Source organism: Sphingobium sp. CECT 9361, from assembly GCF_918741285.1.
Taxonomy (GTDB): Bacteria; Pseudomonadota; Alphaproteobacteria; order Sphingomonadales; family Sphingomonadaceae; genus Sphingobium.
The window spans coordinates 252,366-265,610 of sequence record NZ_CAKKNC010000001.1 but is presented as its reverse complement, the minus strand read 5'-3'; the positions used below and the strand labels follow the sequence as shown (position 1 = coordinate 265,610).

Sequence of the window (13,245 nt, the reverse complement as noted above, 5' to 3'; positions counted from 1 at the left end):
GGCTATTGCCGTGGCCCGCCCTATAACACGCACAAGACCCCTATTGCAGAGCAGGTGTTCTATTCTAATATAGCACCTTGAGGAGATATCATGGCATCCACTGCAACGACCACCGCTGAACCCACGATCACGCTGACCGCGCCGGAACCGGTGGCTGCGCTTGCGCCGGAAAAGGCTGTGGGCCTCGTCCCCATCGACGACGCAAAAAAGTCGAAGCTGGAAGAAAAGGTCGATGCCTTTGTCGACGATCTGGTCGCGCAGGATGCGAACAGCCCGGAATTCGGGATGCGCGTCGATCAGCTTACCAATATGGGCCGCAAGGAAATTTCCGAAGCCGCTGGCCACAGCAACCGCTTCCTTGACCGCCCGGTCCGCGCGATGGATTCGGACAATCAGGTAGGCGCCGACCTCGCGCAGCTTCGCCGCACGGTCGAGGATCTCGACCCCGGCAAGCGCGGCAACCTGACCGCACCGCGCAAGCTGTTCGGGATCATCCCCTTCGGCAACAAGATGCGCAATTATTTCGACAGTTACAAAAGTGCGCAGAGCCACATCAACGGCATTCTGGGCAGCCTCGCCAGCGGCAAGGACACGCTGATCAAGGATAATGCCGCCATCGACGTAGAGCGCCAGAATATGTGGGCGACGATGGGCAAGCTGGAACAGATGATCCACATCAGCAAGACGATGGACGCCCGCCTCGAAACCCGCGCGCTGGAACTGGACGCGACGGACCCTGCCAAGGCAAAGGCGATCCGTGATACTGCGCTGTTTTATGTGCGGCAGCGGACGCAGGACTTGCTCACGCAGATGGCGGTGACGGTGCAGGGCTACCTCGCGCTCGATCTGGTGAAGAAGAACAATGTCGAGCTGGTCAAGGGCGTCGACCGCGCCAGCACCACAACCGTTGCAGCTCTACGTACGGCAGTGACCGTGGCGCAGGCGCTGGTCGGACAGCGGCTCGTCCTGGAACAGATCACCGCGCTTAACACGACGACCGCCAACATGATCGATTCGACGGGCAATCTCCTGAAGAATCAGACCGCCGCGATCCACGAACAGGCCGCGTCCAGCACTATCCCCATCGAAACGCTGCAACGCGCGTTCCAGAATATCTACGACACAATGGACAGCATCGACACGTTCAAGGCCAAGGCACTGGAATCGATGAAGACGACCGTCACCACCCTGTCGAGCGAAGTCGAAAAGTCCAAAGGCTATATCGCCCGCGCCGAAGGGCAGGCGCAGGCACAAGCGAGCGGCGGTTCCGCGTCCAATCCCCTGCTGAGCGCGATTGAGGCGTAAGTGACGACCGTGTCGATAGCGTGCCCCCTTCGCCGTTCTGAGGACGGATTATAATGACTCGGTCGAACCAAGTCCTTGCCGATGCGGAAGCCGTCCTCAACCGCACGTCGGACCGCTATCGCAGCTTATCATCCCGCGCCCGCCAGCGGCGCAATGCCGCAGCGATCCGGAAATTCAAACGCATCGTGGCGGCCGTCCTGACCGTAGTCATTGGCGCAGCGGTCGTCGGCTGGTTCATTCCCCTTGGCACCAGCGGCATCATGATCGTCCTCGCGCTGATCCTGGCGGCCATCCTGCTATTCGGCATGGTCCCCGGCGAACCGCAGGTAAAGACCGAGAAGCTGGCGGAGACCGACCTCAAAGCCCTCCCGCTCCAGACCGAAATCTGGCTCGACAACCAGCGCAAAGCACTGCCTGCACCCGCTGTCCAGTTGATCGATAGCATCGGCGTGCGCCTTGAAACGCTGGCACCGCAACTCGCCACCCTCAACCCTCAGGAACCCGCCGCACTCGAAGTGCGGCGCCTGCTGTCCGATCATCTACCCGAACTTGTCACCGGCTACCGCAACGTTCCCGAACCGATGCGGCGGCAGGAACGCAATGGCCGCATCCCCGAAAAGCAATTGATCGAAGGGCTGGGCGTCATCGACAGCGAGATAGACCGGATGACCGAGCAACTGGCTGCGGGCAATCTTGACAGCCTGTCGACGCATACGCGCTTTCTGGAGCTTAAATATCAGGAAGCCAAGCAACTGGGCACGCCGGAGTCCGGCCAGTAGCGTATAGCGTTCCTCCGCCGTTCGTCAGGCGCCCTCTATGATTCACCTGACGATGATATTGGTCGATTTGCTGACGGGTTTGATCGAAGCGGGCGGTTGGGCGCTGCTGATCGTCGGCACGATTATTGCGGGCGCATTGGCGCTGATATGGGGTGCGATGGGGCTGTTGCGAAAGATGCGCTAAGTACGGTGCCATTGCTTATCAGATGGAGGCACCCAGCACCGCGATCATTGCGAAGGCGAACTTTGGCGAGAGACGTGGCGCTGCTGCCCCGTATGTGGCTTCACCAAAGATACTGCTAAAGCGACCACTCCGCCGTCAGCCAGGATTTTTGCGTGTCGGTGGCAAAGCTATCCGCATGATAACGCGCCCAGCGCGCGGAAAGCGTGGTTTGGCCGAAACTGGCTGATACGAGAAGGTTAAGCTCATCACCGTAATGCCGAACGCGCCGATCGCTTTCAAAACGGTGCCAGCTCGCAAGCATGTTTAAGCCGCTGACCCTGCCATTCTTCTTCCGTCCGGCACCGACAGTGACGTAGAGATCGCGCACACCATCAGGCGGCGTTGTCGTGAAACGATCGGTCCACCCCTGGAACTTGAACAGCGACGCATAGGGCGTCTGAAAACTCGTAAGGGCAACGCCGTCATCCGCGCTGAGCACTTCATAACCCACGGTCGCGGTGACTATGGAACCACTAAGCGACCCTTCGGCAAGGTAGTAATGTGCCGTGTAGGCATTCGGATTCCGATGGTAAGCGCTCTGCCGCGCCCAACTGGCAACATAACCCAGCTTGAGGCCTGGTTTAACGGTGACAGCACCGGCAAAGCGGGCACCATAGGTCTGGCTCGACAGCCGAAAGGACTGTGTTGCCGCTTCATCGGCATCGACGACATAGGCGAAGCCGGTGAGCGTTCCAACCGGCGTGGCATAGCCAAGCAGCGCGAACAGGTTGTTGCCCGATATGGCCTGCTGCTTAGCGCCGCGACCGTTGATACCATTGACCGTCCGCACGCTCCAGACATAGCTTATATCGGCGGTTAGTTTGGGCAGGCCTGACCATGTCACATGCACGGCGTCATAGGTCTGCTCATTCTGACGGAATGCAGCCGACCCGACAAAACGCTGGTCAGCGAGTTCGAGAAGCTGGCGGCCGACCGTGACCGAACCCTGGCCGGGAAGCACATAGCTGAGCTGCGCGCGATTGATCTCGATATTCTGGGGATCGCCAACCGTCGGGTACGCCGAATTGCCATGCACACCGTCAAAATACCGCCTGCCAATGGCCAGTGTCGCCTCACTCTCGATAAGCGCCGAAAGCCGCTCGCGCGTGACGCTTACACCGGTGCGGATACGGGCGGTGATGGCGTCAGCATCAGCGGGATTAGGGGCTTGATCAACCGATTCGTAGCGCAGTCGCGCGTCGGCTAGCGGCTTCAGCACTACCGTCTGTGCGTTTACCTTGGGGCTGCATAACAAAGCGGCGCCAAGCACCAGAATCGATAATAAGCGTGATATCATAGGTCCCCCGGATGCCGCCGTCGCAATTAAAGCGAAGCCCGTCGGCACCGCATGGTGCCGACGGGCCGCTCAACTTCGCCTAGAACGAGGTCCAGTCGCCATCGGCGTCCGCCATTTCAGGATCAGCCGCAGCAGGAAGCGGCTTGACGGGCGCAACATAAGCCTTCGCAGCGGGCTTGGGGCTCTTGGCTACCGGCACTTTCTTAACAGGGGCGGCAGACTTACCGACGTTGAACTTGGTGGCCTGTTCAGTCAGTCCGTTGACCTCGCTTGCCAGGTTGCGGGCAGCAGCGGAGGTCTCCTCTACCATCGCGGCATTCTGCTGCGTGGAACTGTCCATAGTAACGATCGCCGCAGAAATCTCAGCGATAGCGACTGACTGCGCTTGATTGTCAGCAGCCATTGTTTCGAGCAATTCGTGCACTTGGCCAACATCGCTCGTAATTGTGGTCAGTGCACCATCGACCTTTACCACCGCCTGAACAGCAACAACGATGTCCGTCTGGGTTACCGTCAACTGATCGCGCGCCCGCTTTGCCTCTTCTTCAGCGCGCATAGCCAGCGCACTTACCAAATCTGCCACCACCGCGAAGCCACGGCCTGCATCGCCGGCACGCCCCGCCTCAACGGCGGCATTCATGGCGAGCACCCGGGTCTGGAACGCAATCTTGTCGAGCCCTTCAATGACGCTATCAATGCCTTTGGCGCTGTCCGATACCCGCTCCATTGCCTGAACCGCCTCGTCAGCAACCGCGCGGCCATCGCCTACGGTGACGATTGCCTGATCTGCACGTTCCACGGTCTGCGATGCGGCGGTGGCGCTGGCTTTCAGGCGGCTATCGATCTGGGTAATAGCGGCCGCTGTCTCTTCGAGAGAGGCTGCATTGCTTTCTGTGCGTCGTGCCAAATCTTCCGAGGCCTGGGCAATTTCGCTTGAACCGGTCTGGATCGCTGCTGCGCTGTCCCCAACGTTGCTGATCAATTCGCGCAGATTGTCCAGCGCCTCATTGAAATTGCTTTTCAGGACGGCGTAGTCGCCCGAAAACTCTGCCTTTATGGCCGTCGTCAGGTCGCCGCCCGACAGTTCCGAAAGGTGATGCGAGATGGTATCTACGACCATCTTCTGCTCAGCATCGGCCTGTGCCTTGATTTTGTCGGCGGCGTCTTTCGCAATGCCATTTTCGCGGAACACGAGGACCGCCTGGGCCATAGCACCGACTTCGTCACCGCGCTCGACTCCGGCAACGTCTTTGCGATAGTCCCCGGCTGCGATTTCGCCCATCAATGACTGAAGGCGCGAGAGCGGGCCGGTGATGCCGATCCGGGCCACAACGATTCCCAATCCTATACCGCCCAGGACGCCGACCAGGCCAAGTGCGAGCATCCGGAATGACGTCGCATCGGCGTTGGCGGATAGCTTAACCGATGTGGCGTTTGCAAGATCGGTGCGTGCGCTGTTGAATGCAGCCAAGCCCTTGTAATAGGTAATCATCTCCGCGTCGGCGCGCGCGAGCAATGTCTTGGCTTCGTCATTTCGGTTGGCCATGCCGTACTCCATGGCCTTCGCGACGAGATCGTGAATCCCCTCTAACTGCTGGGCAAATGGTGTCAGGCTTGCGGATGTGCCAGGCTCTGCGGCGATGACTTCCGCGAGAATCTTCTTGGCGGCTTCGAAAGAAGCCTCCCCTTGCTTCGCTGCATCACGCGCTGTCTTGCTGTTGCCATCGTAAGACAGCGTGCGGTAAGCTGCGTAAAGCATGTCGGCGGTGTTGCGGTTGGCCCGTACCAACTTCGTTGTTGCTTGCTGCGAAGCAACAAGGTCCGAATATGTCCTGTCTATCGCAGACATTTGACGTGATCCGTCCCACGCGATCGAGAGCGTGATGGCACCCAACAGGGTCAATAGTGATATGATCTTTGTGGATATCTTCGCATTCTGCAAAATCTTCATTTATCAATCCTGACAGCGTAGCAATTCCCGGGACCCGACGTCCGGAAGTAGGTAATCCCCATTATAGGTCGGCTTGGCTGACGGTGGTGCTTGACTTATCAATTTTCCCGGCCGCTCGAACAGAAACGCTGCGTCGGATTGCGCGGATTAGGTGGGTTTTGTCGCGATCGGGGATGGGTTCGTTCTGGGTGGTCTCGAAGCTGTCTTCGATGGGCCAGGGGTGGCCTTTAACGGCGACCAGTGCGGGGGTGCCGGGAGAGAGGGCGGGCACCATTTGTGAACAAGGCGAGCTTACCGGCGCCGATATTGCGACGGATCAGGAAGCGCGATCGAGAAACGCATGACCACCAGCCGATCTGGTATATCGGCGTACGACGCCACAAAATAGCCTATTGCCGCCAAGGTCCCGGACCCGCTGTGCATGCCCGATGCAACTGTCGGATAATGGTCGACATTGCCAATGTCGGTGTCCCAAATAAAAAGGGGCGGGCCAATGGCCCACCCCTTTCGGCACGACGAAGTGCTTCGCACTTAGAAGTGGAAGATCACGCCAGCCATCGGACGGATGCTGTCGAAATCATAGGTTTCCGCCTGCAGACGCAGACGAATGCCGGAATTGCCGGTCACGCCGCCAAGACCGATGTCCTTGGGGCCTACTTCGACGCCAAGACCGTAGATCCAGTCCTTCTGGTCGCTATAAGCGCGACGGCCGTTGACCCACTGGTAACCGGCCGATGCGAAGATCATGCCGCTTTCGCCAGCGCGTGCACCGACGCGGCCACGAACGCCATATTCCCAATCGATGTCGTTGAAGCCCTTGGTGGCATTACCTTCTGCACCGACGAAAACCGGGCCAAGGGGAATGTTCACACCGGCAACGCCGCTGACGAGGCCACCGTTCATTTTGCCACCGCGGGGCGAACCGAATTCGCTGTCGCGATCGAACGAGTGATAGCCGCCAAGCACACCGACATAAGGCTCAAGGCCGAATGCGTCCGTGCCATCGGGGGCGGTTTCCTGCGCCATTGCAGCGGAGGGGAGCAGCGCGATCGCTGCGGCGGCCAATAGAAACTTTTTCATACAAAACTCCAAGCGAACTTCCCGCTTTTTCTTGAGCGGTCGCACGACTAAACTGCCTTCACGCCGGGTTGTTGCATCGCAACAGAGATAAACAAGGAACTGTCGCAAAAATGCAACAGACGCCTGTCGGTTGCCCAACCGCTTAGAACATATCTGTTTTTTGGAGATGGCAAGCTGTGTCGGCTGGATGCCCCGCGAGGATTCGAACCTCGATTGGCGGAGTCAGAATCCGCTGTCTTACCATTAGACGACGGGGCATCATGCCCAAGGCGCCCCCCATGGCGGGTCGGCGACCGGAGTGCGGCAAATAAGCAGGTGCCCCCGGCCTGTCAATGACGGGATTTGGGAACCGGCCGTCGCAGCACCTTCCTGGATTGGAACAATGATGGGCGCGTGATGCAAATGCACAAACTTGCGCTTTGCCGCGTCCGCCCTTACTCTTGTTCCCAAGTACCGGTGCCTGTCGCGGCGCACGGAAAACATAACAGTGAGTTTATGGCCATGGTGCAGCGTAGCCGCCCATCGCCGCAGCCAGCGCCAAACCCCGCACACAGGGGCATGGGCGTCCCTGTGGCATCGTCCACCGCCGTCCCGACGGTGCCCTCGTCGATCAGCGCGAGCGATATGTCGCGAGCGGTCACGGGAAGCCGCTGGCCAAGCCGAAAATCCTATGCGGCGATCGATCTGGGCACCAACAACTGCCGCCTGCTGATCGCCAAGCCTTCCGCCGACGGATTCATCGTCGTCGATGCATTTTCCCGTATCGTACGTCTGGGCGAAGGTTTGGCGGCAAGCGGCCGCATCAGTGATGTCGCCATAGAACGCGCTATCGCTGCCTTGTCGATCTGTGCGGAAAAGCTGCGCCGTCGCCATGTGACCCTCGCGCGCTCGGTCGCTACCGAAGCATGCCGCCGTGCCGTCAACGGCCCTGCATTTATTGAACGGGTCTATCGTGAAACCGGCATCGCGCTCGATATCATCACCGCAGAGGAAGAAGCACGGCTGGCTGTATTGGGCTGCCATGCACTGTTGGAACCGGGCGAAGGCCCGGCGCTCATCTTCGACATCGGTGGCGGGTCCACCGAATTGGTGCTGGTCGATACCGAAGGCCCGGCACCACGGATTCTCGATTGGCAGAGCGCGCCGTGGGGCGTCGTATCGCTGACCGAGTCGGAACAATTCGATCCGGACGATCTGGACGCGCGGCTGGCCGCTTATGCAGGGATGCGGCAGAGGGTGGCTGACGCTTTTGCCACATTCGCTGCGCGTCTACCTAAACAGCGCGGCTCCGTCCGCCTGCTCGGTACGTCCGGCACAGTCACCACATTGGCCAGTCTCCACCTCGAACTCCCGCGCTACGATCGTGCCGCCATCGACGGGTTGATCGTCCCATCGGCGTCCATGCGTGACATATCCGGGCGGCTGGCCGCGATGGCGATTACCGACCGGCGACTGCTGCCTTGCATAGGGTCGGAACGCGCCGATCTGGTAGTCGCAGGCTGTGCTATACTGGAAAGTATCCTCGACATCTGGCCCGCAGAGCGGCTCGGCGTTGCGGATCGCGGCATTCGCGAAGGCATATTGCGCGGCCTGATGGACCGCGACGTTATCCCCAGCCAAAGGGCAGGATCATGACAAGAGGCACCGGCGTAGGCCATATCCGCGTCAAGACAGCCAAGAAGCGGACCGCGCAATCGACGCGCTGGCTCGAGCGCCAGTTGAACGACCCCTATGTCCATGCCGCACGCGCGCAGGGGTGGCGCAGCCGCGCCGCCTTCAAACTGATCGAACTGGACGAAAAATTCCATTTCGTGAAGCAGGCACGCCACGTCATCGACCTTGGCGTCGCGCCGGGCGGTTGGGCGCAAGTGGTGCGCAAACTCTCACCCAAAGCGCGCGTCGTCGGCATCGACTTGCTCCCTACGGATGAGATCGAAGGCGTGACCCTGCTCGAAATGGACTTCATGGACGACAAGGCGTCGGGCGTACTGTGCGCGGAACTTGGCGATGCGCCCGATCTTGTGCTTTCGGACATGGCGGCCAACACCGTGGGCCATACCCAAACCGACCATTTGCGCACGATGGGTCTGGTAGAGGCAGCGGCCTATTTCGCCATCGAAACGCTGAAACCCGGCGGCGTTTTCGTGGCTAAGGTGTTCGCAGGTGGCACCGACCGCGAATTGCTGGCCGTGCTCAAAAAGCACTTCACCACGGTCAAGCATGCCAAGCCCCCCGCCAGCCGCAAGGGGTCGAGCGAATGGTATGTCGTCGCGCAGGGGTTCAAGGGGAACAATGAACCGGCAAGCTAGTCAGAATCGCCGCGCTACTCCGAAATACAGTCGTGCATCCGGGCTGCTGTGATTGAGACCTAAGGCACTACCGACGTCAAGTTGCCACGCATCCACGGGTTGCCATGCCAGCGCAGCAGCCGCGAGCAATTCGGTGCTGTGGCCCGACGGATCGTCGTCACGAAACGCCGACAGTTCAAGCGCGGCATTCACAGCTTCTGACAGATCGACGCCGATCCCCGCCACGCTGCCATAAGCCAAATGGCGTCCGCTGCGATCCTCATCGACGGCAGCATCGATTTCCGGAGAGAGTTGGAGCGATACGCCCTCGGCAATATCGGTGCTGATCGGCACGATTACACCAGCGCCCCAGTCGCCTGCGCCAATCGCTGCTCCACCTGCAGGCAACGTTACGAACGGCTGCACCGCCGCCGACAAACCGGATCCATCCGGGTTCGCAACGCTTCTTTTATACGCCAGCAACACGTCCCCCGTGCCGCTGGACCGATTCACCGACGTCCCTGCCCGGTCCCGCTGATGCCCATAGGCTGTCCAGCCAATTTCGATTTCGCTCTGCGTATCGATACCATAGCGCAGCAGCATGTCGCCGACGATCACTCTATCGGATTGCATGTCGCCATCACGGTCGCGGGTCCAGTCACCAACCCCAACTTCGGCGAGAGTGTGGCCCTTGTCGACGATACAGGGTGGTGTCCCCAGCCCAGGTCGCGTCGGGCAAAGCGGACGCAAGTCCTGCGCAATTGCCGGTATTGCAAATGCCACCCCGAGCACAAGAAGAACGGCACGCTTCACGCTATTTCCCTCGCGCAGTCGCCACCGCGGCCTTCAGCGTATCGAAGCCCACAGCACCGTTCAGTACCTGATTGCCGATCACGAAAGTAGGCGTGCCGCTTGCCTGCAACGTCTGCGCGAGACGGATATTGGACTCCACCTCGGCATTGTACTTCGTCGATACCATCGCTGCCTCGGCAGCCTTACGGTCGATCCCCACCTGCGCCGCCGCCGCGAAGATCGAATCGCGTGTTACCTTGCCCGCACCGTAAAGCGCGCGGTGGAATGGCATGTACTGCCCCTTCTCGGCGGCGAGCAGCGATACCTTTGCCGCATCCGCGCTCTGCTCCGACAGGATCGGCAGTTCGCGGTACACGACCTTCAGATTGCTGTCCTGCGCCACCAGCTTGGCAATTTCAGGCAAGGTCGCGCGACAATATCCACAGGCATAATCGAAAAACTCGACTAGCACGACATCGCCCTTAGTCGCGCCTTCCCACGCTCCGGCATAGGGCGTCTCGATCACCGAACGATTCTGGTCGATCACCGCGCCCATTCGCTTGGAGGCCAGCTTTTCCATCGCCTGAGGCAGTATTTCGGGATGCTCCAAGATGTAGTCGCGTACGATTGCTTCTATGGCCGCCCGATCCTTGGTATCCACCGCAGCAGCCGGGGCCGCGCTTTGCAAAAAGAAAGCCGCGACCGCTGCCGCCGCGACAAAGGACGTTCCACCCAGCATCATCTGTATCTTTCCATTCTTAATTGCGGCTCCAAAGCTCGCCGGGGTGTCGCTCATCGTTTTTTCCTGCCTTGCGATTCGACCGCAGCGCGCGATGCCATGGAGATGTCCTGCGCGCGCAACCAGTCCGCGGTGCCTTCCTTCAATCCCTGCATCGCTGCGTCGGCGCTACGCAGGGCAAGGCCGTCCTGACCCTGCATCGAATAGCGTTCCGCCGTCGCCAGCGCCGCGCGAGGAATATCCCCCCGCCGCTCATACACCACGCCAAGCTGATACCAGGCGAAGGGGTTTTCGCGGTCGCGCGCCACAGCGGTGCGCAACACCTTCTCTGCCTCGTCGAAATTCTTCTCATCCTCGGTCGCGATCAGCGCATGGCCCAGCAGCACCGCAATCAGCGGCTGGTTACCCGACCCGGCGACCGCTTCGCGCAACGGTGCAATCGCTTCGGCTGGGCGCCCGCTTTCCAGCAGCACCTGTCCCTTCAGCTCCAGAAAATAGGGATCGTGCGGCTGCGCGGCCAGCAACGCGGCCACTTCCGACAAGGCTTTTTCCGGATAAGCGCTTTTATGCCAAGCATAGGCGCGCGCATAATGGCCGGGGATCGACTGATCGGTTTCGGGATAAGTTCGCAACGTCTGCGACGGGTCGGACACGAAGCCGACGAGCTTTGCCTTCACCCGCTCGAACTTCCGTTCGAGCACAGGGTCGACCGGCTTCTTCCACGCCGGGTCTTTTTCATAGACGTTGGTGAGCACCGCAATTCGCTCGCCGGACAGTGGATGGGTCCGTCCGTAACTGTCGTCCTGCGGTATTGCCAGGCGATACTCCTGATTCTGCAGCTTCTTGAAGAACTCCAGGCTGCCCTGCCCGCTTATGCCCGCCGCGCCCAGATAACGTGCACCGGCCAGATCGGCGGAGCTTTCCTGGGTGCGGGAAAAAGCGAGATATTTGCCCATCGCCGCCTGCTGACCGGCGCCCATGATGCCCATACCCGCTTCGCCTGCGCCCGCCGCGATAGCTGCTGCGCCGAGTACCAGGCTGAGCAGCGTGATATTGGTCGCCGCCTTAGCGCCATCGGCCCCGGTGATAACATGCCCACCTTCGATGTGGCCAAGCTCATGTGCGACGACGCCCTGCACCTGATTGACGTTGTCTGCGGCGGCAATCAGCCCGCTATGTATCCATACATATTGCCCGCCAGCGACGAAGGCGTTGATTTCCTTGTCGTTAATCAACAGGACCTGGACATTGCGCGGTTCCATGCTCGCAGCCTTCACCAGAGGGCCGGAGATGTCATTGAGCAACGCTTCGGTCTCCGCATCGCGCAATATCTGCTGTGCAACCGCCGGACGGACCAGCAAGGCGCAGGACAACAGCAACGCAACACACAGGCGCATCATTGCGCGAACGGCAGGGGCAGGAGCCATGGCGATGCTATGGGCGAAGTTGCGCTCAGGTTCAATGGCGAGAGGATAAGGCTCGTGCCTAGCAAGCGGGCCCATCTTCATTGCGGGCGCTTTCAGCATGACGACCGAATACAGCTTTTATCAGCGCACTAGTCCGGCGGCACGAAGCGCGTCTTCGATGACTTTCTGCACGCCCCCTTTGGTCCTGGAGCTCATCGGGCGGTCCAACGGTGCATCGACTGAGCGCAGACTGGCAATGGGGGAAGCCGTGGTAGACGCACGCTCTTCAAGTAAGCTCCATGATGCTGCGATGTGCCGCGTCGAGGAAATCCCCACATCCAACATATACGGCATGGCTACGCCGCATGCGTCAGCGCCGGTCGTGGCCAAGGGGGTGCCGTGGCCCATATTGCCGATCCTGAAATCCTCCACGACCGCGCGACCGTCCGAATTCTTCCAGACGCGATGGGAATGTCCGGCAATCACATTCGTGGTGGCAGGTGTGGCGTCAACGCCATGGACCGAAATCCATTGCGCGAGGATCGCGTCCGCATTGGCGCTATTGACGGTGGCGTCGGCGGTTCCGTGCCAGACGGCAATGCGTGGCCAAGGACCGGAGTGACCCGATGCCTTGCGCACCTGATCGCCCAGATCCTTGCCATCCGTTGTCTTTGGCGAACGCATAGCTTCAAGAGCCTGCGGCACATTGGCAGCGGCGCCATGTGGAAGACCCGCAATAATCGCTCCTCCTGCGAAAACCTCGGGATAGGTCGCCAGCATGATGGATGCCATCGCGCCGCCCGCCGACAGCCCGGTAACGAAAATGCTAGCCGAATCGATGCCGTGGGTTTTGACCATTGCCTCGATCATTTGGCGAATCGAGAGCGCTTCGCCATGATCGCGCCTGTTGTCCGCCGGTGAGAACCAGTTGAAACAGAGATTAGGATTGTTCGATCGTTTCTGCTCTGGAAAGAGCAAGGCAAACCCATGTTTGTCGGCCAGTTGCGACCATCCGGATCCGTGATCATATCCATCGGCGGACTGTGTGCAGCCATGCAGGACGACAACCAATGCCGGCCTCTTGGCCAGACTCACGGGAACATGCATCTTCGCGCCCAAAGCTCCAGGATTTGTGCCAAAACCCTCAAGCGTCTGCAGTTTTTTGGTTACTTTATCGCCGCTGAGCGGCGCGACGGCGGCTCGCAGAGCGGCGAGTTGGGCAATGGTGCTGGATAGCTTCTTCATGCGATTATCTCCGGTCCTGAAGAACCGCCGGCTAGGCGCTCCGTCCAGTGCTGCTTTCTTTGCTGCACTGCACAATATGGCTCTCCGAAGCTAACCGACAAGTCCTAACTGGAAATTTCGCTGATTTTACAAAGCCCCAT

The 13,245-nt window shown here is 60.0% G+C and carries 12 protein-coding genes and 1 tRNA gene; 5 read left to right on the top strand and 8 right to left on the bottom strand.

Features of this window, described 5'->3' with window-relative positions; genetic code table 11:
- The first annotated feature begins 90 nt into the window (after positions 1-90).
- The 3 genes from LQ220_RS01105 to LQ220_RS01095 are packed head-to-tail and all read left to right on the top strand — an operon-like array spanning position 91 to position 2,268.
- Positions 91-1,305, top strand: a complete 1,215-nt coding sequence (locus LQ220_RS01105; protein ID WP_230186441.1) for a toxic anion resistance protein — start codon at positions 91-93, stop codon at positions 1,303-1,305.
- A 53-nt stretch (positions 1,306-1,358) separates the two neighbouring features.
- A complete protein-coding gene (locus tag LQ220_RS01100; protein ID WP_230186440.1) occupies positions 1,359-2,084 on the top strand; it encodes a hypothetical protein in 726 nt (241 codons plus the stop codon).
- 37 nt (positions 2,085-2,121) lie between these two features.
- Complete coding sequence (locus LQ220_RS01095; protein ID WP_230186439.1) at positions 2,122-2,268, top strand: hypothetical protein; 147 nt, start codon at positions 2,122-2,124, stop codon at positions 2,266-2,268.
- 115 nt (positions 2,269-2,383) lie between these two features.
- On the opposite strand, the gene LQ220_RS01090 is transcribed toward LQ220_RS01095, so the two are convergent.
- The 4 genes from LQ220_RS01090 to LQ220_RS01075 form a co-directional block, all read right to left on the bottom strand.
- Positions 2,384-3,604, bottom strand: coding sequence for a hypothetical protein (locus LQ220_RS01090; protein ID WP_230186438.1), 1,221 nt, complete (start codon positions 3,602-3,604; stop codon positions 2,384-2,386).
- A gap of 79 nt (positions 3,605-3,683) precedes the next feature.
- A complete protein-coding gene (locus LQ220_RS01085; RefSeq protein WP_230186437.1) occupies positions 3,684-5,555 on the bottom strand; it encodes a methyl-accepting chemotaxis protein in 1,872 nt (623 codons plus the stop codon).
- A gap of 531 nt (positions 5,556-6,086) precedes the next feature.
- Complete coding sequence (locus LQ220_RS01080; protein WP_230186436.1) at positions 6,087-6,635, bottom strand: opacity protein; 549 nt, start codon at positions 6,633-6,635, stop codon at positions 6,087-6,089.
- A 184-nt stretch (positions 6,636-6,819) separates the two neighbouring features.
- Positions 6,820-6,893: transfer RNA gene (locus LQ220_RS01075), tRNA-Gln, on the bottom strand.
- Positions 6,894-7,136: 243 nt separating this feature from the next.
- Between LQ220_RS01075 and LQ220_RS01070 the strand changes: the two genes are divergently transcribed.
- Both LQ220_RS01070 and LQ220_RS01065 read left to right on the top strand, forming a co-directional pair.
- Complete coding sequence (locus tag LQ220_RS01070; RefSeq protein WP_230186435.1) at positions 7,137-8,270, top strand: Ppx/GppA phosphatase family protein; 1,134 nt, start codon at positions 7,137-7,139, stop codon at positions 8,268-8,270.
- Positions 8,267-8,944, top strand: coding sequence for an RlmE family RNA methyltransferase (locus LQ220_RS01065; protein ID WP_230186434.1), 678 nt, complete (start codon positions 8,267-8,269; stop codon positions 8,942-8,944). Before LQ220_RS01070 ends, LQ220_RS01065 begins: the two co-directional genes overlap by 4 nt.
- On the opposite strand, the gene LQ220_RS01060 is transcribed toward LQ220_RS01065, so the two are convergent.
- From LQ220_RS01060 to LQ220_RS01045, 4 genes are all read right to left on the bottom strand, one after another.
- Entirely contained in the window at positions 8,945-9,736 is a 792-nt protein-coding gene (locus tag LQ220_RS01060) for a transporter (protein ID WP_230186433.1), read from the bottom strand.
- Between the two features lies 1 nt (position 9,737).
- Positions 9,738-10,511, bottom strand: coding sequence for a DsbA family protein (locus LQ220_RS01055; protein WP_230186432.1), 774 nt, complete (start codon positions 10,509-10,511; stop codon positions 9,738-9,740).
- Complete coding sequence (locus LQ220_RS01050; protein WP_230187215.1) at positions 10,508-11,854, bottom strand: M48 family metalloprotease; 1,347 nt, start codon at positions 11,852-11,854, stop codon at positions 10,508-10,510. Before LQ220_RS01050 ends, LQ220_RS01055 begins: the two co-directional genes overlap by 4 nt.
- 147 nt (positions 11,855-12,001) lie before the next feature.
- Positions 12,002-13,105 (bottom strand): PHB depolymerase family esterase, encoded by a 1,104-nt coding sequence (locus LQ220_RS01045; RefSeq protein ID WP_230186431.1) that lies wholly within the window; start codon positions 13,103-13,105, stop codon positions 12,002-12,004.
- Between the last annotated feature and the right edge of the window lie 140 nt (positions 13,106-13,245).